Source organism: Pseudomonas sp. GW821-FHT01A09 (genome assembly GCF_058986725.1).
Map to the genome: position 1 here is coordinate 31,844 of NZ_JBYSWB010000019.1, position 23,581 is coordinate 55,424.

General features: G+C 62.3%; 17 protein-coding genes, 1 tRNA gene and 1 pseudogene. 13 read left to right on the forward strand and 6 right to left on the reverse strand.

Annotated elements, in window-relative coordinates; translation table 11 throughout:
• Nucleotides 1-95: 95 nt before the first annotated feature.
• A complete protein-coding gene (tsaD, locus tag AC3WJP_RS20095) occupies nt 96-1,130 on the reverse strand; it encodes a tRNA (adenosine(37)-N6)-threonylcarbamoyltransferase complex transferase subunit TsaD (protein WP_493722347.1) in 1,035 nt (344 codons plus the stop codon).
• Nucleotides 1,131-1,330: 200 nt separating this feature from the next.
• Here tsaD and rpsU point away from each other — a divergent pair, with 200 nt between their 5' ends.
• The 8 genes and pseudogenes from rpsU (at nt 1,331) to AC3WJP_RS20135 (ending at nt 11,410) form a co-directional block, all read left to right on the forward strand.
• Complete coding sequence (rpsU, locus tag AC3WJP_RS20100) at nt 1,331-1,546, forward strand: 30S ribosomal protein S21 (protein WP_002551877.1); 216 nt, start codon at nt 1,331-1,333, stop codon at nt 1,544-1,546.
• 381 nt (nt 1,547-1,927) lie between these two features.
• A complete protein-coding gene (dnaG, locus tag AC3WJP_RS20105) occupies nt 1,928-3,952 on the forward strand; it encodes a DNA primase (protein ID WP_493722348.1) in 2,025 nt (674 codons plus the stop codon).
• A gap of 67 nt (nt 3,953-4,019) precedes the next feature.
• Nucleotides 4,020-5,870, forward strand: coding sequence for an RNA polymerase sigma factor RpoD (rpoD, locus tag AC3WJP_RS20110; protein ID WP_493722349.1), 1,851 nt, complete (start codon nt 4,020-4,022; stop codon nt 5,868-5,870).
• Nucleotides 5,871-6,130: 260 nt separating this feature from the next.
• A pseudogene (locus AC3WJP_RS20115) lies at nt 6,131-9,097 on the forward strand (sensor domain-containing protein); the annotation flags it as partial.
• Nucleotides 9,098-9,112: 15 nt separating this feature from the next.
• A tRNA-Ile gene (locus tag AC3WJP_RS20120) sits at nt 9,113-9,189 on the forward strand.
• 368 nt (nt 9,190-9,557) lie between these two features.
• Nucleotides 9,558-9,812 (forward strand): CopG family ribbon-helix-helix protein, encoded by a 255-nt coding sequence (locus AC3WJP_RS20125; protein WP_493722350.1) that lies wholly within the window; start codon nt 9,558-9,560, stop codon nt 9,810-9,812.
• Nucleotides 9,784-10,077: a type II toxin-antitoxin system RelE/ParE family toxin gene (locus AC3WJP_RS20130; protein ID WP_493722351.1), complete on the forward strand. Its 294-nt coding sequence runs from the start codon at nt 9,784-9,786 to the stop codon at nt 10,075-10,077. The genes AC3WJP_RS20125 and AC3WJP_RS20130 overlap by 29 nt, the downstream gene beginning before the upstream one ends.
• Before the next feature lie 208 nt (nt 10,078-10,285).
• A complete protein-coding gene (locus tag AC3WJP_RS20135) occupies nt 10,286-11,410 on the forward strand; it encodes a Fic family protein (protein WP_493722352.1) in 1,125 nt (374 codons plus the stop codon).
• Here AC3WJP_RS20135 and AC3WJP_RS20140 read toward each other — a convergent pair.
• Genes AC3WJP_RS20140 through AC3WJP_RS20160 form a run of 5 tightly spaced genes read right to left on the reverse strand, consistent with a single transcriptional unit; the run spans nt 11,407 to nt 17,350 of the window.
• Nucleotides 11,407-12,864, reverse strand: a complete 1,458-nt coding sequence (locus AC3WJP_RS20140; RefSeq protein ID WP_493722353.1) for a DUF2723 domain-containing protein — start codon at nt 12,862-12,864, stop codon at nt 11,407-11,409. The genes AC3WJP_RS20135 and AC3WJP_RS20140 overlap by 4 nt on opposite strands.
• A gap of 25 nt (nt 12,865-12,889) precedes the next feature.
• A complete protein-coding gene (locus tag AC3WJP_RS20145; protein WP_493722354.1) occupies nt 12,890-13,852 on the reverse strand; it encodes a lysylphosphatidylglycerol synthase transmembrane domain-containing protein in 963 nt (320 codons plus the stop codon).
• Nucleotides 13,849-14,589 carry an SDR family oxidoreductase gene (locus AC3WJP_RS20150; RefSeq protein WP_493722355.1) on the reverse strand — a complete coding sequence of 247 codons (741 nt, stop codon included), beginning with the start codon at nt 14,587-14,589 and terminating at the stop codon, nt 13,849-13,851. The genes AC3WJP_RS20145 and AC3WJP_RS20150 overlap by 4 nt, the downstream gene beginning before the upstream one ends.
• Nucleotides 14,586-15,902: an FAD-binding oxidoreductase gene (locus tag AC3WJP_RS20155; RefSeq protein ID WP_493722356.1), complete on the reverse strand. Its 1,317-nt coding sequence runs from the start codon at nt 15,900-15,902 to the stop codon at nt 14,586-14,588. The genes AC3WJP_RS20150 and AC3WJP_RS20155 overlap by 4 nt, the downstream gene beginning before the upstream one ends.
• On the reverse strand, nt 15,899-17,350 hold the full coding sequence (locus AC3WJP_RS20160) for a UbiA family prenyltransferase (RefSeq protein ID WP_493722357.1): 1,452 nt from the start codon (nt 17,348-17,350) through the stop codon (nt 15,899-15,901). Before AC3WJP_RS20160 ends, AC3WJP_RS20155 begins: the two co-directional genes overlap by 4 nt.
• Before the next feature lie 282 nt (nt 17,351-17,632).
• On the opposite strand from AC3WJP_RS20160, the gene AC3WJP_RS20165 reads away from it, so the two are divergent.
• From AC3WJP_RS20165 to AC3WJP_RS20185, 5 genes are all read left to right on the forward strand, one after another.
• Nucleotides 17,633-18,085: an Lrp/AsnC family transcriptional regulator gene (locus AC3WJP_RS20165; RefSeq protein WP_493722358.1), complete on the forward strand. Its 453-nt coding sequence runs from the start codon at nt 17,633-17,635 to the stop codon at nt 18,083-18,085.
• A 235-nt stretch (nt 18,086-18,320) separates the two neighbouring features.
• A complete protein-coding gene (locus AC3WJP_RS20170; RefSeq protein WP_493722359.1) occupies nt 18,321-20,003 on the forward strand; it encodes a flavin monoamine oxidase family protein in 1,683 nt (560 codons plus the stop codon).
• A gap of 138 nt (nt 20,004-20,141) precedes the next feature.
• Nucleotides 20,142-20,942: a carbon-nitrogen hydrolase family protein gene (locus AC3WJP_RS20175; protein ID WP_493722360.1), complete on the forward strand. Its 801-nt coding sequence runs from the start codon at nt 20,142-20,144 to the stop codon at nt 20,940-20,942.
• Nucleotides 20,943-21,631: 689 nt separating this feature from the next.
• Nucleotides 21,632-22,402 (forward strand): hypothetical protein, encoded by a 771-nt coding sequence (locus AC3WJP_RS20180; RefSeq protein WP_493722361.1) that lies wholly within the window; start codon nt 21,632-21,634, stop codon nt 22,400-22,402.
• Between the two features lie 63 nt (nt 22,403-22,465).
• Nucleotides 22,466-23,578: a DegT/DnrJ/EryC1/StrS family aminotransferase gene (locus AC3WJP_RS20185; protein ID WP_493722362.1), complete on the forward strand. Its 1,113-nt coding sequence runs from the start codon at nt 22,466-22,468 to the stop codon at nt 23,576-23,578.
• The last annotated feature ends 3 nt before the right edge of the window (nt 23,579-23,581 follow it).

Here is a 23,581-nt window from a genome sequence, read left to right on the forward strand (position 1 = left end):
GCTCATCTTGTGCAAGTTGTACCGCCCTTGTCGCGAGCAAGCCCTGCTCCCACGACTGTGGAAGCAGGGCTTGCCCGCGAAAGGGCCCTCAAGCCCTACGCAACCACAGGAGCGGTCAACTGCTCCATCGGCCAGCGAGCCTGCACGTTGATCGCCAGATCGTTACGCTGCCCCGCCATCAGGCGCTGACAGCCCGCGTAGGCGATCATCGCGCCGTTGTCGGTGCAGAACTGCGGCCGGGCGTAAAATACATGGCCGTTGATCTCGCCGAGCATCTTCTCCAGGGACTCGCGCAGCGCGCGGTTGGCGCTGACGCCGCCAGCGATCACCAGACGCTTGAGGTGAGTTTGCTTGAGGGCACGCTTGCACTTGATGGTCAGAGTCTCCACCACCGCCTGTTGGAAGGCCAGCGCGATGTCGCAACGGGTTTGCTCGCTGTCGTCCCCAGCGCTCTGGCACTGCTGCCAGGTATTCAGGGCGGAGGTTTTCAGGCCGCTGAAGCTGAACGTCAGCCCGGGCCGGTCGGTCATCGGCCGCGGGAAGGTAAAGCGTCCTGGGGCGCCCTGCCCTGCGAGCTTGGCGATCTCCGGGCCGCCCGGATAATTGAGCCCCATCATCTTGGCGGTCTTGTCGAAGGCTTCGCCAGCCGCATCGTCGAGGGTCTCGCCCAGCAGCTCGTATTGGCCGATGCCATCCACTCTTACCAGCTGCGTATGCCCGCCCGACACCAACAAAGCGACGAACGGAAATTCCGGCGGCTGCTCTTCAAGCATCGGCGCCAGCAAATGGCCTTCCATGTGGTGCACGCCCAACGCCGGCACGTCCCAGGCGAACGCCAAGGCCTGCGCACAGGCGGCGCCCACCAGCAGCGCTCCCACCAGGCCGGGGCCGGCGGTGTAGGCGATGGCGTCGATATCGGCCGGGGCACGCTCGGCCTGGGCCAGCACTTCACGGATCAACGGCAGCATGCGCTTGACGTGATCGCGCGAGGCCAGTTCGGGGACTACGCCGCCATAGGCACGGTGCAGGTCGATCTGGCTGAACAGCGCGTCGCCCAGCAAGCCTAGCTCGCTGTCGTATAATGCGACGCCGGTTTCGTCGCAAGAGGTTTCCAATCCCAGTACTAACATGGGTCTCGCCTTGTTGAGGCTGGCTTCAAAGGCGCGCATGATAGTCGCCGCTCAGCGCTCCGACCAGCGGTTTTCGATCAGAGGCTTTGCATTCCTGTCGTCATAGGGTTAACATCCGCAACCCTTAAAAACCGACGTATCCCGAGCGCGATTTTCCGCAGGAGTACGTTGACCCCGGTAATGAATGAAGGTAGCTCTGGATGCCAGCCGTCAAAGTAAAAGAGAACGAACCCTTCGACGTAGCTCTGCGTCGTTTCAAGCGCTCCTGCGAAAAAGCCGGTGTACTGGCTGAAGTTCGTAGCCGCGAATTTTACGAGAAGCCAACTTCCGAGCGTAAGCGCAAGGCAGCAGCCGCTGTCAAACGTCACGCTAAGAAAGTTCAGCGCGAACAGCGCCGCGCCGTTCGTCTGTACTAATACACAGACGTTCGCTGCAAGCTTCTGCCTCGCCCGGCTCACTGCCGGGCTGCCGGCAGTGGTGGCTTCACGCAGTTGCTATGCCGATGCATCGCTACACCGTTGGTGCTGTACCGCAACTCCACTCCTGGCTCACGCCAAGAGCGGCTGCCTAGAACGTCAGAACTGGCCTTAAACGCCAGCTGTGCACGTCACCCTGACGAGCCTTGCAAGGCTGCAGACGAGCACACCCTTCCGCACATTCTTCCGCGCTTCGATGCCCTGTGGCACTGTCGAAGTTGTAACTGTTGCCGATACAAAATCAGTACCGCAAAGGCACCCCGATTCTGCGCTCAGTAGATACACTCCTGCAGTGTTTCCCTGTTTGATGACGAGAACCCCATGGCCGGGCTGATCCCCCAGAGCTTCATTGACGACCTCCTGAACCGCACCGACATCGTCGACGTGGTGAGCTCGCGCGTGTCGCTCAAAAAGACCGGCAAGAACTACTCGGCGTGCTGCCCGTTCCACAAGGAAAAGACCCCGTCGTTCACCGTCAGCCCCGACAAGCAGTTCTATTACTGCTTCGGTTGCGGCGCTGGCGGTAACGCCCTGGGCTTCCTCATGGACCACGACAACCTGGACTTCCCCCAGGCCATCGAGGACCTGGCCAAGTCCGCCGGCATGGAAGTGCCGCGCGAAGAAGGCGGACGCCAGAACAAGCCGCGCCAGCCCACGGACTCGCCGCTCTATCCGCTGCTGACCGCCGCCGCCGATTTTTTCCGCCAGTCGCTCAAGGCCCACCCGTCGCGCCGTGCAGCGGTCGACTACCTCAAGGGCCGCGGCCTGTCTGGGGAGATCGCTCGCGACTTCGGTCTGGGCTTCGCGCCGCCGGGCTGGGACAACCTGCTCAAGCATCTGGGCACCGACACTCTCGGGCAAAAGGCGATGATCGACGCCGGCCTGCTGATCGAAAACGCCGAAACCGGCAAGCGCTACGACCGCTTTCGCGACCGCGTGATGTTCCCGATCCGCGACAGCCGCGGCCGCATCATCGCCTTCGGTGGCCGGGTGCTGGGCGACGACAAACCCAAGTACCTGAACTCCCCCGAGACGCCGGTATTTCACAAGGGCCAGGAACTCTACGGGCTGTTCGAAGCACGCAAGAACAACCGCAACCTCGACGAGATCATCGTGGTCGAGGGCTATATGGACGTCATCGCGCTGGCCCAGCAAGGCCTGCGCAACGCCGTCGCGACGCTGGGTACCGCCACCAGCGAAGAGCACCTCAAGCGCCTGTTTCGGGTAGTACCCAGCGTGCTGTTCTGCTTCGACGGCGACCAGGCCGGCCGCAAAGCCGCCTGGCGAGCTCTGGAGGCGGCGCTGCCTTGCCTGCAGGACGGTCGACGTGCGCGCTTTCTGTTTTTGCCCGAGGGCGAAGACCCGGACAGCCTGGTTCGCGCCGAAGGCACCGACGCTTTCCAGGCCCGCATTCACCAGATGGCCCAGCCGCTGGCCGATTACTTCTTCCAGCAACTGACCGAAGAGGCCGACCCGCGCTCGCTCGAAGGCAAGGCCCACATGGTGACCCTGGCCGCGCCGCTGATCGACAAGGTGCCCGGCAACAACCTACGCGCCCTGATGCGCAACCGCCTGACCGAAATCACCGGCCTCAGCGGCGAAGCCATGAACCAGATGGCCCGCAGCACGCCTGCGCCCGCCCAGGCAACACCCGAATACGACCCGGGCATCGACTACGATCAACTGCCCGACTACAGCGCCGATTACAGCCAGCATGACTACGGCGACTTTCACCCAGGCCATCAGGGCGACGCTTACGCTCAGCCCCAGCAGCCGCCACAACAGGCGTGGACACCCAAGCAGGGCGGGCAGAAAAAGTGGCAGGACAAGCCCTGGGACAAGAAAGGCAAGCCGTGGGATCGCAATGGCAAACGCCAGGAATTCGAACAACGTGCCCCGCGCGTGCCGACCAGCGTCGAACCACCGACCCTGAGTGCATTGCGGACTTTGCTGCATCACCCCCATCTGGCGGAAAAAGTTGAAGATGTCAGTCACTTTGCCGATGAAGGTCATGTCTATACACAATTGCTGGTCGCCCTGCTGGGCGCCCTGCAAAAGAATCCTGGGCTACGCTCATTACAGTTGATCGCCCGCTGGCACGGTACCGATCAAGGTCGCTTGCTGCAGGCTCTGGCCGAAAAGGAGTGGCTGATCGATGCCGATAACCTTGAACAACAGTTTTTCGACACCATTACTAGTTTATCCGCCCGCCAACGCGAGCGAACCCTGGAGCATTTGCTCCGCAAAGCACGGCAGGAAGAACTCAGCGCAGACGAGAAAAATCAGCTGCGCGAGCTTTTAAGTCGCAATCTTCACGCTCAAACCCCGACCTCAACTGGCGCGTGAGGTCACAGCTCGGGTATAATCCTCGGCTTGTTTTTTGCCCGCCAAGACCTTCAGTGGATAGGGTGTTATGTCCGGAAAAGCGCAACAGCAGTCTCGCATCAAAGAGTTGATCACCCGCGGTCGTGAGCAGGGCTACCTGACTTACGCGGAGGTCAACGACCACCTGCCTGAGGATATTTCAGATCCGGAGCAGGTGGAAGACATCATCCGCATGATCAACGACATGGGGATCAACGTATTCGAGAGTGCTCCGGATGCGGATGCCCTTTTGTTGGCCGAAGCCGATACCGACGAAGCCGCCGCCGAAGAAGCCGCCGCTGCGTTGGCGGCCGTGGAAACCGACATTGGCCGCACCACGGACCCAGTGCGCATGTACATGCGTGAAATGGGGACCGTCGAGCTGCTCACTCGCGAAGGCGAGATCGAGATCGCCAAGCGTATCGAAGAGGGCATCCGTGAAGTGATGAGTGCGATTTCGCACTTTCCTGGCACGGTCGATCACATCCTCAGCGAATACGAGCGCGTCACGACGGAAGGCGGTCGCCTGTCCGACGTACTGAGCGGCTACATCGATCCGGACGACGGCATTGCGCCGCCGGCCGAGGTACCACCACCTGTCGAGAAAACCGACAAGGCGGCGGAAGCCAAGGACGATGACGACGAAGAAAACGCAGAAAGCAGCGACGACGAGGAAGAGGCCGAGAGCGGTCCGGACCCAGTCATCGCCGCCCAGCGCTTCGGTGCCGTCCAGGATCAACTCGCGGTTACCCTCAAGGCACTGAAAAAGCACGGTCGCCACAGCCAGCAAGGCATCGACGAGATGCTCGTCCTGGCCGAGCTGTTCATGCCGATCAAGCTGGTGCCCAAGCAGTTCGAAGGCCTGGTGGAGCGCGTCCGTGGCGCCCTCGACCGCCTGCGTCAGCAAGAGCGCGCCATCATGCAGCTGTGCGTGCGTGATGCCCGTATGCCGCGTGCCGATTTCCTGCGCCAGTTCCCGGGCAACGAAATCGACCAGAGCTGGACCGACGCCCTGGCCAAAGGCAAGAGCAAATACGCCGAAGCCATTGGTCGTGTGCAGGACGACATCGTCAAGTGCCAGAAGAAACTGGTCGCGCTCGAAGCTGAAACCGGCCTGACCGTCGCGGAAATCAAGGACATCAACCGTCGCATGTCGATCGGCGAGGCCAAGGCCCGCCGCGCGAAGAAAGAGATGGTCGAAGCCAACCTGCGTCTGGTGATCTCGATCGCCAAGAAGTACACCAACCGTGGCCTGCAATTCCTCGATCTGATCCAGGAAGGCAACATCGGTTTGATGAAAGCGGTCGACAAGTTCGAATACCGTCGCGGGTACAAGTTCTCGACGTACGCCACCTGGTGGATCCGTCAGGCCATTACCCGCTCGATCGCCGACCAGGCGCGCACCATCCGTATTCCGGTGCACATGATCGAGACGATCAACAAGCTCAACCGCATTTCCCGGCAGATGCTGCAGGAAATGGGTCGTGAACCGACGCCGGAAGAGCTAGGCGAGCGCATGGAGATGCCTGAGGACAAGATCCGCAAGGTTCTCAAGATCGCCAAAGAGCCGATCTCCATGGAAACACCGATCGGTGACGACGAAGACTCCCATCTGGGTGACTTCATCGAAGACTCCACCATGCAGTCGCCGATCGATGTCGCTACGGTAGAAAGCCTCAAGGAAGCCACGCGTGAAGTCCTCTCCGGCCTGACCGCGCGGGAAGCCAAGGTGCTGCGCATGCGCTTCGGCATCGACATGAATACCGACCACACCCTCGAGGAAGTCGGCAAGCAGTTCGATGTTACCCGTGAGCGTATCCGTCAGATAGAGGCCAAGGCCTTGCGCAAACTGCGTCACCCGACCCGTAGCGAGCACCTGCGCTCGTTCCTCGACGAGTGATTCAGGCCCGCGCCTGACGCATCGCTGCAACGCCAAAACCCCCAGCCTGTCTGGGGGTTTTGCTTTTCGGTCATTTAGCCCGCTTCCCCCGCTTCCTTTCGCGCCCTTTGCCCGTCTACACTCAAGTCTTTGTGCGCGAGAGAAAAGAGGCCGCTATGCCAAGACTATCGGCCCTTGTCTTGCTCTTTCTGTTCTCGGATTGGGCAACGGCTGATGCCATGACCGCGACCGACGCTAATACGTCCGGTCCGGCTGTACACGTCGATCATCTCTGGTCAGACCTGATGGTGTACGGCCTGCCGACCATTCTCTTTCTGATGGCCGTCGCTGCCGTGCTGATGCGCACCAATCGGCGCCTGAGCTCGGAAATCGCTCGCCGCGTGGCCCTCGAGCAAGAGCTGCGCACCAGTGAATACCACTACCGCGGCCTGGTCGAAAGCCAGTCCGCCATCGCCTGGGAAGCCAACACCCAGGACTACAGCTACAGCTACGTTTCCCCTCACGCCGAAGATCTGCTGGGTTACCCGCTGGCACACTGGCGCAAGCCCGGATTCTGGCGCAGCGTGCTGCATCCGGTGGACGCCCTGTGGGCTCATGCCTATTGCGATGCAGAGACCGCCGCCGGCCGCGATCACAGCCTCGATTACCGGGTCATCGCTGCCGATGGGCGCAGTGTCTGGGTGCGCGACATCGTCAGCCTGATCGATCAGGGCAACGAAACCATCATGCGCGGCCTGATGATCGACATCAGCGAAACCAAAAACACCGAAGAGGCCCTGCGCCTGTCCGAACAGAAATTCGCCTCGGTGTTCCAGCAGTGCCCGGATATCCTGGTGATCGCCCGCCTGAGCGATGGCTGCCTGCTGGAAGTGAACTCTGCCTTCGAAACACAGATGGGCCTCAAGGCCAGCGACGTCATTGGCAAGAACGCCACCAAGCTGGACATCTGGGGCATCGAAGGCGTGGGGCCGGGGCTGCTGGAGCGGGTCAAGAGCAGCCGCATCCGCAATCTGGAAATGCCCTTCAAACGCAGCAATGGTCAAGTGTTCACCGGCTTGATGTCGGCCGAACCCTTCGACCTCGACACCACGCCAGCGCTGGTCGTGGTGGTCCGCGACATCAGCCCGCTGAAAGAAACCCAGCAACGCCTGCAGATATCCGAAGAGAAGTTCGCCAAGGCCTTCCATGCCTCCCCCGACGGCCTGCTGCTGACGCGCCAGCTGGACGGCATGATGCTGGAGGTCAACGAAGGCTTCAGCCGCCTGACCGGCTATCCCCTGTACGAAGTGGTGGATCGCTCGACCCTCGATCTCGGGATCTGGGTTGACCTCAACGATCGCGTGCGCATGCTGGAGATTCTCCATCGTGACGGCCTGGTCAAGGATTTCACCTGCCTGATCCGCCGCGCCGACGGCGAAATCCGTCTGTGCGAACTGGGCGCCAGCCCGATGCTGTTCGACGGCGATGCCTGCATGCTGATCATGGCGCGGGACATCACCGAACGGCACCTGATGCAGGAAAAACTACTGCTCGCCGCCACGGTATTCGAGAGCACCGCCGAGGGCGTATTGATCACCGACACCCGCCAGCGCATCAGCGCGGTCAATCGCGCCTTCAGCGAAATCACCGGCTATAGCGAAACCGAAGCCCTGGGGCAGACGCCACGCTTGTTGGCGTCCGGGCGCCACGATCACGGGTTTTTCATCGACATGTGGCATCAACTGGCCGCCAATGGTCACTGGCAGGGTGAAATCTACAACCGCCGCAAGAACGGCGAGGCCTACCCGAGCTGGCTGACCATCAGCTCGGTGCGCAACCAGGAAGACGTCATCACCCACTTCGTCGCGGTATTCGCCGACATCTCCAGCCTCAAGCAAGCCGAAGCGCGTCTCGACTACCAGGCCCACCACGACCCCCTGACCGGCCTGCCCAACCGCACGCTGTTCGAAAGCCGCCTGCAAGCCTCGCTCAACAGCCATACGGACGACGCCGGCCAAGGCGCGGTATTGTTCCTCGACCTGGACCGCTTCAAGCACATCAACGACAGCCTCGGCCACCCGGTCGGCGACCTGCTGCTCAAGGGCATCGCCAATCGCCTGCGCGAGCAGGTTCGCGATATCGACACCGTGGCGCGCCTGGGCGGCGACGAGTTCATCATCCTGCTGCCGGGCCTGCAAACCAGCACCGATGCCGAGATCATCGCCAATAAGGTGCTGGCCTGCTTCGCGGCACCGTTCCAGGCCGGCGAGCACGAGTTCTTCACCAGCGCCAGTATCGGTGCCAGCCTGTACCCGCAGGACGGCGCCGACGTCGCCACCCTGGTGAAGAACGCCGACGCCGCCATGTACCGCTCCAAGGCCAAGGGCCGCAACCGCGTCGAGTCCTACACCCGCGACCTCACCACCCAGGCCAGCGCTCGCGTGGCGCTGGAGCACGAACTGCGCCGCGCCATCGAGCGCAACGAACTGAGCCTGTGCTACCAGCCCAAGTTCAGCCTCAAGAGCCAGCGCCTGGTCGGTGCCGAGGCGCTGATCCGCTGGAGTCACCCGACCTTCGGCGAAGTCCCGCCCGAGCGCTTCATCGCCCTGGCCGAAGAGAACGGCATGATCCTGCCGCTGGGCGAATGGGTACTCGAACACGCCTGCCAGCAACTGCGTACCTGGCAGCTGCAATACCAGGCGTTCGGCCCGCTGTCGGTCAACCTCGCCGGCGCCCAACTGCGCCAGCCCGGCCTCTTCGCCCGCATCCAGCGCCTGCTCGAAGACCACCACCTGCAGCCCGATTGCCTGCAACTGGAAATCACCGAAAACTTCATCATGAGTCAGGCCGAAGAAGCCCTCTTGGTGCTGCATCAACTCAAGGGCCTGGGCGTGCAACTGGCCATCGACGACTTCGGCACCGGTTACTCGTCCCTGAGCTACCTCAAGCGCCTGCCGCTGCACACCCTGAAGATCGACCAGTCCTTCGTCCGCGGCCTGCCCGACGACCCCCACGACGCCGCCATCGTGCGCGCGATCATCGCCTTAGGCCGCAGCATGCAGCTGACCGTTATTGCAGAAGGTGTGGAGAATCAGGATCAGCAGCAATTCCTCGCCCGCGAGGGGTGTGAGCAGATCCAGGGCTACATCGTCAGCCTGCCACTATCGGCCGACGAATTCGCCGCTACCTTCCTGCGCGCGCTGGTTTCGGACTTTTCGGATGGCGCAGTTGGCAAACCATCGTTATAATCCGCGGCCTACTGGGGGCCTATAGCTCAGTTGGTTAGAGCAGGGGACTCATAATCCCTTGGTCGTAGGTTCGAGTCCTACTGGGCCCACCATCTCCGAAAACCGCGCGCTGACGCGGTTTTTTTGTTTTTGACGCAGCCATCGCGGAGCTCTGCTCGCAAGCGCCTCCCGTAAATCGTCCACAAACCGGCCGCAATTTTCAGGGTTGTCCTACAGGTTCGATGTTCCGTGCTTCAGTATGGTTTCAATACTGAGTCATTGACGGATTCGCTACCTTACCCAGGGAAATGCTTTCCTCTAGCAACTCGCCTTCCTAACACCGATCATTGCCGTCGGCCGTATACCCTGAAGCACGCCGCTCCACGCTCAAAACCCTCATACCACTTGATCAGAGCAGGCGTAGCCATGTACATTGCACCCAACCGTAAACACCGTATACAACGTAAACGAGGACTCTCCCGTGGCTTCGCCTGTCCTGTCTTTCCGTGTAGAAGATGACCTTGTTCGTCAACTCGACCATTTGGCGCAAGCGACAGATCGTGACCGTCAGTATCACTTGAAGCGTGCGCTAGCCCGGTACATCGAGGCCGAGGCATGGCACGTCGAAGCAATAGCTGAAGGCATAGCAGATGCCGACGCAGGCAACCTTACAGATCTCGATACCGTTAAAGCCAAATGGGTGAGCCGTGCCAAAAAAGATCGTCCTGACGAATAAAGCCGAGAGCGACCTGGAAGGAGTCTTCGAGCATTACGCTGCGACAGTGGGCGATGAGAAAGCGGCCGAGCTGATTCAGCGCACTATCGAAACCATAGCGAGGTTGGGCGCACATCCGTCGTTAGGCAGGCAGTCACAGGTACCTGATATCCGAGAGCTCATTCTCACCAAAATCCCGTTCCTGGTTCCCTACCGAGTGATTGGAAATTCGATTCAGGTATTGCGAGTGATCCATCAGCACACTGAGCAGGCTGGTGATTGGTGACAGGTCGTGGCGCGCGGCGCGAAAACGACTCCCGCCGCCCATCTTGAACGGCGCTGCGCCGACCCGCCACAGGCTCCTTGATATTCATATGATCAACGCATGCGAGAAGCACTGGAGCTCACCGTGAGCCGATTAAAAAACCTATTCGGCTCACAAAATGAGCCGAATAGACTCTATAATCGGCTCATTCATCCCAGAGCAACGCGCGATGCTGTTCCCCGACTGGATCTGGCAACACCCCGACTGGCCCTCCTTCAGCTGGCAGGCAGAGACCTTGGCGCCGCTGTTGCGCGCCTGTGCCAAGGCCCAAGGGCAACTCCTGGGCCTGGCCGGGACCTTCGATTCGGACAGCTCCAATCAGGAAGCCCTCGACGCACTGCTGCAGAACATTCTCACCACCTCGGCCATAGAAGGCGAAACCCTGAACGTCAGTTCGGTGCGCTCCTCCCTGGCGCGACGCCTGGGCCTGGACGATAGCGGCGCGGTCAGCCTGCGCAGCGAAAGCATGGCCGAGCTGATGCTCGAAGCGACCCGCCAGCCCGATTTGCAGTTGACTCTGGACCGGCTGCTGCACTGGCACGAGTTGCTGTTTGCCGCCGATAGCAGCCTGAGCCGCCATGCCCTCCACATCGGGCAACTGAGGGGCAGCGAACCGATGCAGGTGGTGTCGGGACGCCTGGACCGCCCGCGGGTGCACTTCCAGGCTCCGCCACGCGAGGGCCTGGATCGCCAGCTGGAGGACTTCCTCGACTGGTTCGCGCTCAGCCGCAACGATGCCGGCCTCGATCCGCTGCTCAGAGCCGGTATCGCGCACTTCTGGTTCGTCACCTTGCACCCGTTCGACGACGGCAACGGCCGCCTGACCCGGGCGATCACCGACCTGGCACTGACCCAGGCCGATCCGCTGGCAATCCGCTTTTACGCCATGTCGGCCAGCATTTTCGCGGATCGCCAGGGCTATTACCGGATACTGGAAAGCAGCCAGAAGGCCACGCCGGATATCAGCGCCTGGCTGGAGTGGTTTTTGCGCACGCTGCTGGACAGCCTGGAACAGGCTCGCACACGGATCGATCGGCTGCTGGCCAAGACGCGATTCTGGCAACGGAACCGCGCACACGCGCTGAGCGCCGAACAGACCAAAGTCCTCAATCGCCTGCTGGACGGTGGCCCGAAAGGCTTCGAGGACGGCATCAATGCCAGCCAATACCAGGCCGTGGCCAAGGTGTCGAAGGCCACCGCCACTCGCCACCTAACCGACCTGCTGGAAAAAGGCTGCCTGCTGCGCCTGCCCGGCGGCGGGCGCAGCACCCGGTACGGACTGGCGCCGGCTTAGGGGTTTTGCACCAGCACAGTCTTCTCTTGCAACCGATAGCCCACCTCGCGCTTGTCGAGCGCGTACTTGGCCAGCACCTTCTCGCAGTAGCTGGTACGCGGCAAGAACGCCCCGGCGCCGTTCACGTAGCGGCTCATGTCCTCGTCGGTTTCGCAGGAGGTCAAGCTGCGGCCCTGCAACTGGCCGGCCGCCTGGGCCGAGCGCAGCGCGCCCATGGGCGTCCAGTCGGCCACGATCAGCGCTCCGCTCGGCGCCGTCACTTCGTACTGCTCGACGAACTGCTGCGCCGAGCGATCACGCAGGTAGGGCACCATGAAGTAGTGAATGTCGTTGCGGTACGGCAGCGCTTCGGTGTGCACCGGCAATTTGATCAGGCCGCCGTCATACAGCACCCAGGCGAACAACAGCGCCGCCGGGCAGGTGAACACCGACAGGTTGAGCACGGTGGCACTGACGCGACGTTCAGGCAGCAACTCCTTCAAGCGCATCACCCCGAGAATCGCCGCCAGTGCGATACCCGGCAGGAAGAAGGTGAAGCGGTCGGTCACGTTGTAGGGCGCCGCAAAGATGAAGTTCAGCAGCACCGCCGCCCACAGCACGCGCTGGCGCCGGTCCTTGGGCATCATCACCAGCCCCAGCAGTTGCGGGCCCATCAGCGACAGCAGCAGGATCATCACCGAGTTCTTCTCGTGCCACATCTTGTCGAAGCGAAACATGCTGCCTTCCCAGTTGACGTCGACGTTGCTGGGCGCCGCGCCGGTCAGGTAATGACGCACGATCTCGATCAGGCTCATGCCCGCGCCGAGGTCGTGGAGCACGCCCGGATAGGCACTGAAAAAGCCGATGGCGAAGCCCGGCACGGTCATCAGGGTGCGGCCGCGATACTGCATCAGCAGGTGCACGTACAGCGGCAGCAGGACGATAAAGGTCAACTGATGAATGCTGCCGGCCATGCCGGTGAGCACGCCGATGATGCCCAATCGCGTGTAATCGCTGACCTTGAGGCGCAGGTCGAACGCCACGCCATAGGCGAGCAGCACGAACAGCAGATGGAAGATGTAGACCTCGGCCTTGGTCGAGATCCAGAACACGCCGTGGGCGGTCACGGTCACCGCCCCGGCCAGCAAGGCCAGGTTGCGCGAGGCACCCAGGCTACGGCTCAGCCAGAAGATCGACGCCGCCACCGGAATCAGCAGGATCGAATTGAGCAGGCTGAGCAACAGTGAAGAGCCGAAGACCTTGTAGAAGCCCGTATTGAAAAACTGGTACAGCGGATGATCCAGCGGGCCCAGGGACTGCGCGAAGTACTGACCGGTGGTGGCATCGGCCAGGAACATGCCGTTGTCCATCCACTGGATCGGCCCGCTGGATGCCAGGAAGCTCGCGAGGATTACCGCCACCAGCAATAACAAGGGCACTGGCCCCGAAAAATACCTGCCTTTATCTGCGACCATCACGGCCTCCTCCAACAATTGATGATCAAGACTGCTGCAACTGCGCCGCAGCCTTGAACTTGAGCAGCATCAACGCCCCGATCGCCACCGCGAACCATAGCGTCGCCAGGCGGATCAGCACGGTGGCGGCCACCGCGTCGGCGCCGGTCATGCCCTTCCACATCAGTAGCGCCACCATCACCGCCTCGGCGCCGCCCAGGCCGCCGGGCATGAAGCTGATCGCCCCTGCTAGCATCGCCAGGGCGTACACGAACACTGCGAAGGCCAGCGGCACGTCCGCACCCATCCACTGCAGCACCCAGTGAAAGGCCAGTGCCTCAGCGCTCCAGGCCACCACACTGAGGCAGGTCACCCCCAGCAGAATGCTCAGACGATGACAGCGTTGCGCCTCCAGCAGGATCTCCAGCAGATGCTGCAAGGTGGTCGCCAACTTGCCCGCGCTCATCGCCAGCAGCGGCTTGACCGACTCCAGCAAGCGCCGCTGCGACAACACCGCGAAGCCCAGCAGCACCAAGCCGACGCCGATGAAGATCATCGGCCGCGCATCCGGGTACAGGGTCAATCCGAACAGGGTCAGCAGCACCACCGCGAACAGGTCCGACAGGCGCTCGCTGAAGAACGCCGCGAAGCTCTTCGGATAGGGCACGCCCCAGCTTTTCAGCAACACCCCGCGCAGCGCTTCACCGGCCTTGCCCGGCGTGGTGGTGAGGGCGAACCCGGCCAAGTAAATGCGCAGGCTGGGGCGCCAGGGAATCCTGTGGCCCATGGCACCCAGGTAGATCTGCCAGCGGCCGAAGCGCAGCAGGTAGTTGATCGACGACATCAGCAGCGCAATGAAAATACCGCCGAGCCCGACCTTGCCCACCGCCGCGCTCACCGCCGCCCAGCCGCCCCACAGGGAGAACGCCAGATAACCGATCGCCGAGCCGACCACCGACAGCAGCACCGCCCGGTAGCGCCAACCCGACAGGTACAGGGCCTGGGTCATAGCTTGAGCCTCTTGAACACGGGTTGCGGGATGGCGCGGATGATCATCATGATCAGCGCCCAGAAACCGGGGGTGTACAGGGTCGCGACCTTGCCGGTGATGCCGGCGACGATGCGCTTGGCGACCTCGGCCGGGCGCGCCACCAGCAACGCCGGCAACGCCAGGCCTTGAGTCATCGGTGTGTCGACAAAGCCGGGCTTGATGGTGATCACGTGCACGCCGACCTTGTACAGCCGCGCGCGCAGGCCCTCGCAGAAGGTCGAGACGGCGGCCTTGGCGGTGCCGTACAGATAGTTCGACGGCCGTCCGCGATCACCGGCCACCGAGGAAATCACCGCCAAAGTGCCGCAGCGTTGGATTTCCAGCTGGTTGGCAAGAATCGTCAGCAGGGCGATCACCGAAGTGCCGTTGTTGGCGAACTCCTGCAACGCCACCTGAACGTCACGCTCGCAGGCCTGCTGATCGGGCAAGGTGCCGTGGGCGACCAGGGCGATGTCGATCTGCCCCAGCGCAGCCATGCAGTCCGCCAGCATCTGCGCATGGGCGTGGTAATCGGTGGCGTCCATCAGGTGCTGGTGGATGGTCCCGGCGCCACGCGCGGTGAGGTCGGCAGCAGTCTGCTGCAGCTTGTCGGCACTGCGCGCGACGAGGAAAAACTCACTGCCCTCGCCCGCCCACAGACGTGCGCAGGACGCCGCAATGGCAGAGGTCGCGCCGATGATCAGGACCTTTTTCATAAGATGACTCTCTTCCAGAAACGGGACATCAAAGTGGGGTCGCGCAGCGCTTCGAGGCGCTCCCACGCGGGGTAGGCATGACGAAAATCGCTGCCGCTCATGTGCGCGTCCTTGGCCGGATACAAGCGCCCGCCAGCTTGTCGGACGATCGCGTCAAGGCGCGGAAACAGCCGCTGCTCAAGGGCATCGGACTGGGGAAAATCCAGCGCCAGCGAGGTACCGGCCATGGGGAACGACAGCAGGCCGGGCGAGGGCATGTCGCCGCAGCGCTTGAGCACCGCCAGGAACGAGCCCTGCCCCGCCGCCGCGATGGCCGCCAGCAACTCGGCCATGCCATCGCGGGCGTTGGCGTCGGGAATCACGCATTGATACTGCTGAAAGCCCTTGCGCCCGTAGATGCGGTTCCAGTTCAGCAGTCGGTCCAGCGGATAGAAGAACGGCTCGTAAGCGCTGCGCCGTTGCGTGCGCTGCTGCGGGTGCACGCGCCAGTACAGCGAGTTGAACGCCCGCAGCGACAGGTTGTTGATCAGCGACACCGGCGGCGTCAGCGGCATCTGCAAGCGCGGCCGGCTGTTGACCTCCAGCGAGCCATAACGGGCATGGTCGCCGACGATGAACACGCCACGGCCGGTGTCCTTGCCCTTGGCCAGGCAGTCGATCCAGGCGACGCTGTATTCGTGGGCCTCATCGAGCTCATGGGACAGCGCGAAAAATTCGTCGAGGTTGGCGAAGCGCATCACCGTGGTGTCGATCTGGCTGGCCTGGATCGGCATCAGCCGCAGCCGCGCCCAGCTCACCAGCCCGGTCAGGCCGAGGCCGCCGAGGGTCGCAGCGAACAGCTCGGGGTTTTCCTCCAGCGAACACTGCAGCGGCGCTTCGCCGTGACGCAACAGACCGAAGCTCGCCACGTGATGGGCAAAGGTGCCGCGGCGATGGTGGTTCTTGCCGTGCACGTCGTTGGCGATGGCGCCTCCGACGGTAGCGAACTGGGTGCCTGGGGTCACGGGCAAAAACCAGCCGCGCGGAATCGCCAGCGCCAGCAGTTCGGCGAGGGTCATGCCCGCCTCCACCAGGACCATGCCCTGGCCCCAGTCAGCCTCGATCAAGCGATCGAGGGAGCGCATCTGCAGCACCTCGTCGCTGGCCGCCAGGCAGCTGTCGCCATAGCTGCGGCCATTGCCATAGGGCAGGGTCATGCGGTGCTGGGCGACTACGCGCTCAAGCTGCGCCGGCAGTTCGTCACGCCAGCTGACGCTATGGCCACGTTGCGGCAGCAGCGGGAAGCGCCCCCAGGAATACAGATCGGCGCTCATGCCGCGATCCAGAAGACCAGGCACAGCATGGCGCCGATCACTTGGCTGATGCGATCACGAATGGCGAATACCACCGGGTCGTCGTTCATCAGGCCGCGGTGGGTGAGCATCCACACTCGGGTGATCCAGAACAGCAGCATCGGGCACGCCAGCCAGATCACATGGGGCAAGGTGTATTGCGCCGCCGTGGTGGTGTCGTGGATGTACAGCGCCAGCACCATCACCGCGAGATAGCCGGACGCCGCGCCGAGCGAGGCGATCATGTCCAGGTCGCCCGGAAAGTAGCCTCGCCCGCGGGTCTGGCCGAGGGCATCGCGGGAGCGGGCGTCGCGCAGTTCGGCATAGCGCTTGACCAGCGCCAGGCTGAGAAACATGAACATCGAGAACGCCAGGATCCAGAACGTCAGCGGCACGCTGAACGCGGCGACACCGGCCAGAATGCGCGCCGTGTAGAGCATCGCCAGGGCGATCACGTCGAAGGTCATCTGCCGTTTGAGGTAAAGCGAATACCCCAGCGTCAGCACGTAGTAGGCCGCCAGCACGCCGCTGAACTGCCAGGGCAGCCAGAGCGCCGCGCCAGTAAAGGCCCCGATGAGTAGCAACGGCACTGCGGTCAGGCCAGTCTGAATCGACAGCCGACCACTGGCGAACGGGCGCCGGCATTTGCTCTTGTGGTGACGGTCGTCGGCCAGGTCGAGCAGGTCGTTGAGCAGGTAGACGCTGGAAGCGCATAGACCGAAAAACAGGAACGCCAGCACGCCGTTGAGCAGTTGATCGGGGCGGTTGATCTGATGCGCGGCCAGCAGCGGCACGAAGATCAGCGCGTTTTTCATCCATTGATGAATGCGCAGCGCCTTGAGCCAGACCTTGACCCCGCTCGGGTTGGAGCGGATCACTTCTTCAACGTTGCCGTAGGCCTTGGCGCGGCTTTCGACACCGGTCTCGGGGTTTACCACGATGGCCTGGCGCGAAGCCTGCCAGATCGACAGGTCGTCCTGGGAGTTGCCCATGTAGTCGAAACCGCCCTCGCCATAGCTGGCCACCAGCAGGTCGCGCTTGCGATGGGCGCTGAGGTTGCGCTTGGCGTCGCTGGCATAGACCTCGTCGAACACTGCGAGGTGATCGGCGATGCGCTCGGCCAGGCTGTGGTGGCTGGCGGTGGCCAGCACCACCATGCGTCCGGCGGCGCGAGCGGCGGCGATCCGCTCCAGCACCACCGGATCGTAAGGCAGCACGGTGACGTCCACATCGGTGGACAGGGCCAAGCCCTCCTTGAGCGCCGCTTTACCCTTGAGCAACCACAGCAGCAAATTGAAAACTTGCGTCGGCCGCGAGCGAACATACGCCATGGCGGTTTCCAGAAGTAAATCGGAACGTAACAAGGTGCCGTCCAGATCGACAACTAACGGCGGCAGTACTTCTATAACTTTTCCATGAACACTGGCCATGTCTATTTACTCCTGCGACTTGCTCGCGACTATAACCAGTATTTTAAAAAAACAACTTCAATTAAATTAATTCGAGCCTGCGTGCTCGGCGACGGTTTGACGCCAAAAAAGAAAGTTAGATAGCCAGTTGCCATAGCGCGGCGTCAAAAAATAGCGTTATTGGCGTTTCGCCAACAAAGCGCTGACAAAAAACGCCCTGGTGTTGATATCCCGGCGCAAAAAGGTACCTTGGGCAGGCCCACGCTTCCCGTATTCGCTTTTTAATCCTGAGTCCGCCTGTCCATGTCCACCGCCAATCTCGACGGGATCGACCGTCAACTCATCGCTGCCCTGCAGGTCAACGCCCGGGAAAGTATCGCCGTGCTGGCCCGTAAGCTGGGCATCGCCCGCACCACGGTGACCGCGCGCCTGGCCCGCCTGGAGAGCAGCGGTGCCATTACCGGCTACGGCGTTCGCCTGAGTCAGCGTCTGGTGGACGGCGGCCTGCAGGCGTACGTGGGGATTACCGTACAACCGCGCTCCGGCAAGGACGTGGTCAGGCGCCTGACCGCCATGGCCCAGGTGCAGCAATTGTGCGCGGTAAGTGGCGAGTTCGACTATGTAGCCTGGCTGCGCAGCGACTCGCCGGAGCAGCTGGATGAACTGCTGGACCAGATCGGCAGCGTCGACGGGGTGGAGAAGACCACCACGTCGATCATCCTCAGCAGCAAGATCGACCGCGGCATGCCTGTCTAACCCCCTCCCCTGTAGCGAGCAGGCTTGCCTGCGAAAATCAACCAGACACTGCTATCCATCAGATACACCGCGATCGGGGGCAAGCCCCCTCGCTACAAAGTGCTATCCAGGTGCATCACAATGACCATAAATAAGGTAAAACGACACCACTCTGCATCTTAATACCGTGCCCCACCCTCTCTAGAATGACGGACTTCTATACTCCTCACGTCCAGCCCTTCCCTGCGAGGCCATCATGCGCACACCGAACCGCCACCCCGCCGACGGCAAGAAGCCCATCACGGTCTACGGTCCGGACTTCCCCTTTGCCTTCGATGACTGGATCGAGCATCCGGACGGCTTGGGCGTGCTGCCCACCGAGAGCCATGGCGCCGAAGTGGCGATCGTCGGGGCCGGCATCGCCGGGCTGGTGGCGGCCTACGAACTGATGAAGCTGGGCCTCAAGCCGGTCATCTACGAAGCCTCGAAAATGGGCGGCCGCCTGCGCTCTCAGGCATTCGAGGGCACCGACGGGATCATCGCCGAGCTGGGCGGCATGCGTTTCCCGGTGTCGTCCACGGCGTTCTACCACTACGTCGACAAACTCGGCCTCGAGACCCAGCCCTTCCCCAACCCGCTGACCGGCGCTTCCGGCAGCACGGTGATCGACCTCGAAGGCCAGACCTACTACGCCGAAAAGCTGGCGGACCTGCCCGCGCTGTTCCAGGAAGTAGCCGACGCCTGGGCCGACGCCCTGGAGGACGGCGCGCGCTTCGGCGACATCCAGCAGGCCATCCGCGACCGCGACGTGCCGCGCCTCAAGGCCCTGTGGAACACCTTGGTGCCGCTGTGGGACGACCGCACCTTCTATGACTTCGTGGCCACCTCCAAGGCCTTCGCCAAACTGTCGTTCCAGCACCGCGAGATATTCGGTCAGGTGGGCTTCGGCACCGGCGGCTGGGACTCGGACTTCCCCAACTCGATGCTCGAGATCTTTCGCGTGGTCATGACCAACTGCGATGACCACCAGCACCTGGTGGTCGGCGGCGTGTCTCAGGTGCCGCTAGGCATCTGGCGCCACGTGCCCGAGCGCTGCGTGCACTGGCCGGCGGGCACCAGCCTCAGCGGCCTGCACCATGGCGCGCCGCGCAGCGGCGTGAAGAAGATCGCCCGGGCCGGCGACGGGCGCTTCACCCTCACCGACAACTGGGGCGACGAGCGCCAGTATGCCGCCGTACTGGTCACCTGCCAGAGCTGGCTGCTGACCACGCAGATCGATGTCGAGGAATCGCTGTTCTCGCAAAAGATGTGGATGGCCCTGGACCGCACCCGCTACATGCAGTCGTCGAAGACCTTCGTCATGGTCGATCGGCCGTTCTGGAAGGACAAGGACCCAGAGACCGGGCGCGACCTGATGAGCATGACCCTGACCGACCGCCTGACCCGTGGCACCTACCTGTTCGACAACGGCGACGACAAGCCGGGGGTCATCTGCCTGTCCTATTCATGGATGAGCGATGCCCTGAAAATGCTGCCCCATCCAGTAGAAAAGCGCGTCAAGCTGGCCCTCGACGCGCTGAAGAAGATCTACCCCAAAGTGGACATCGCCGGCCACGTCATTGGCGACCCGATCACCGTTTCCTGGGAGGCCGACCCGCATTTCCTCGGCGCCTTCAAGGGCGCTCTGCCCGGCCATTACCGCTACAACCAGCGGATGTACGCGCACTTCATGCAGCAGAACATGGCCGATGAACACCGCGGCATCTTTATCGCCGGCGACGACGTGTCCTGGACGCCGGCCTGGGTCGAAGGCGCGGTGCAGACCTCGCTGAACGCGGTATGGGGCATCATGAAGCACTTCGGCGGCCACTCGTTGCCAAGCAATCCCGGCCCGGGGGATGTGTTCGACGAGATCGGGCCGATTGCCTTGCCGGATTGAACAAGCAAGCCTCAGCACCTGCAGCGAGGGGGCTTGCCCCCGATTCGCTGGGTCAGCCATATCAAGGAAGCTGAGACCATTTTCGGGGGCAAGCCCCCCCGCTACAGTGTTCGCTCTGACTTATTCGAGGATTCCACCATGCGCCTGGCCCTCTACCAATGCCACCCCCTGCCACTGGACACTGCGGCCAACCTCCTGCGCCTTGAACAACAAGCCAGCGCCTGCGCCGCCGCAGGCGCAGACCTGCTGATCACCCCGGAGATGTTCCTCAGCGGCTACAACATCGGCGCTGACGCGGTCGCCCGCCTGGCCGAGCCCGCCGACGGCCGCAGCGCCCGCCAGATCGCCGCCATGGCCCGCCAGCACAATATCGCCATCCTCTATGGCTACCCGGAGCGCGCCGCCGACGGCCAGCTGTTCAACGCCGTGCAGCTCATCGACCGCCACGGCCAGCGCCTGGGCAACTACCGCAAGACCCACCTGTTCGGCGCGCTGGACCAGGCCATGTTCAGCCCCGGCCAGGCCCCCAGCGCCTTGATCTCCCTCGACGGCTGGAGCCTCGGCCTGCTGATCTGCTACGACCTGGAATTCCCGGAAAACGCCCGCCAGCTGGCGCAGGCCGGGGCCGAGCTGATTCTGGTGCCTACCGCCAACATGCTGCCCTACCAGTTCGTCGCCGAGGTGACCGTGCGCAGCCGCGCCTTCGAAAATCAGTGCGTGGTGGCGTACGCCAACTACGCTGGCAACGAGGGTACCATCGAGTACTGCGGGCTCAGCAGTGTCGCCGCCGCAGACGGCAGCGTCTTGGGCGCAGCTGGCACTCAGCAATCGGTACTGATGGTCGACGTAGAGCGTCCGGCTTTTGACACGGCACGGCAATTCAACCGCTATCTGGCCGATCTGCGGCCGGAGACCTACCGCCTTCCCGTCGAGAAATAGTCAATATTTCGCCACGAAACGCCTCTAAAAATGACACTGCCGTTTTTTTGGCGACGTAAATTTCGTACCAGATCTGCGATAAATCCACGCGTGCAACCCGCCAAAATGGGCTAAACCCATTGAATACTGGGGCTTAGGACGTAATGAAGGCAAAAAGCGACTAAAACGCCACCACCCCTTGCAAAAAACCAGCACAATGCCAGCGTCAAGTTTTAATCACTATATAAATCAATGAGTTATATAAAAAACAGCCACAAACACCCCCACCTGAAACTTTTTTTGACGAAAGCGATTGACAGTCCACCCCCGCGAGGACGATATATCTCCCATCCACGGCGACCCTTGATGAGGAATCGACGTGGCTGCAGCCGAGTCATCAGAATCCGGCGCATCGCTGAAGTCGTACTCAACACAGAACATTTGTAGCGAACTGCTCGTCCCTCGATTCGATTCCCGGTTATTCAGGGCGTGTGGGAGAGTCATGTCCGTTATTCGGATTGCCATAATCAATGCGCAATCTGGCGGTAGCGTGGTTGTAATACAAAGTACGAAAGAGTTGCCAAAACTGGCAACTTTCCAAGCCCGAGAAAGTTGGGAATGGGCGGTAGCTTTGCCAATTGAAAAGTTGAACTTGGCGTCACGGAATACCTGAGTCACATCCTTCAATTAACCTCTAGAGTTCTACCGCCATGTCGCACTTGTTGAACATTGACGACGCTACTGCCAAACGCCTGGTCGCCGACATGAACACCCAAGGGCACGGCATGATCGAACGCGCCCTGAGCAGCGAGGCGCTGGCCGAGTTGCGCGCCTACGTCGACGCCCAGGCGGCCCGCCACAACAACCAGTATTTCGCCTACCACGGCTACCAGGCACTCGAAGGCAGCGCCTTGGCGGCCCTGGGCAAATCCCCGGACTTCGTCGCCAGCCTCGGCCGCCTGCACCAGTTGGCCACCGGCCATGCCCCGGCCAGCCGCCAGGTGTTCCCGGTGCTGCGCTGCGTACAAGGCGGCTCGGGCCTCAAGGAATCCAACGCCTTCCACTACGACGCCACGCTGATCACGGTGCTGATCCCGATCTTTACCCCAACCGAAGGCGAGCAGCGCGGTGACCTGGTGATGTTCCCCAATCTGCGCCGAGTGCGCGGCAGCGTGCTGTTCAACATCGTCGAGAAGGCCCTGCTGCAGAATAAATTCACCCGCCGTCTGCTGGCCTGGGGCATCCGCCATCAATGGCTCAAGCCCACCACCCTGCGCATCGTGCCGGGCAACGTGTACCTGTTCTGGGGTTATCGCTCGCTGCACGCCAACGAGCCCTGCAGCCCGCAATTCTGCCGCGCTACCGCCCTCATGCATTTCGGCGACCCTCACGCCGGCAGCCTGGCTACCCGTTTGATCTTGAAGTTGAACCAGCACCGGGCGCGCAAGGCAGTGGCCCGAACCAAAACCACTGTGTCCTGACCTGAACGGCCCTGGCCCCCAGTGAAGCTCACCACAGCGCACGGCTTGCGCGAGGAAGGTTGCATGATCAACGTCACCAAGTCCTACATGGGCAACATCAAGAAATTCAAGGCGTACGTCGACTCGATCTATGCCTCGCGGTGGCTGACCAACCATGGCCCGCTGAGCTGCGAGCTCGAAGAGCGGCTCAAGGATTACCTGGGCGTGCGCCACATCATCCTTACCAACAACGGCACCCTGGCACTGCAGATCGCCTATCGCGCCCTGGGCCTGAGCGGCAGCGCGATCACCACGCCGTTCAGCTTCATCGCCACCAGCAGCACCCTGCAATGGGAGAACATCCGCCCGGTGTTCGCTGATATCGATCCGCTGACCTGGAACCTCGACCCCGAGCAGATCGCCCGCAACCTGTGCGCCGACACCAGCGCCATCGTCGCCACCCACGTGTTCGGCAACCCCTGCGCGGTGGAACGCATCGAGCAGGTCGCCCGTCAGCATCAGCTCAAGGTCGTTTACGACGGTGCCCATGCCTTCGCTGCCCGCCACGCCGGGCACTCGGTGCTCAATTGGGGCGACGCCACCACCCTGAGCTTTCACGCCACCAAGCTGTTCCACACCATCGAAGGCGGCGCCATCGTCACCAACGATGCCGATGTGGCCGAGCGGGCCAGGCTGCTGGGCAACTTCGGCATCGCCGACTTCGAGACCATCGAAGGCCTGGGCATCAACGCCAAGCTCAACGAATTCTCTGCGGCCATGGGCCTGTGCATCCTCGATGACATGGACATCATCCTCGAACAGCGCGCCGACATTGCCCACCGCTACACCCAGGCGCTGGGCGGCCACATGGACCTGCAGCAGGCCAGCGAGCTGAGCGAAGTCAACCACAGCTACTTCCCGGTGGCGCTGCGTGACAACGCCCACATGCTCAGCGCCCGCGCCGCCTTGCAGGCCCACGACATCAACCCGCGGCGCTACTTCTATCCGTCGCTCGACACCGTCGACTACCTGCAACCGCAAGCCCCGCAGCCCCATTCGCAAAGCCTCAGCCAACGCATCCTGTGCCTGCCGATCTACCCGGGGCTGCCCCGTGAAGTCCAGGACCGGATCGTTGAAACGCTGCTCAGTGAAAGCGAGCCTGCCAGTACCACCGCCACCCTGGCCAAAGTTGTTTAACGG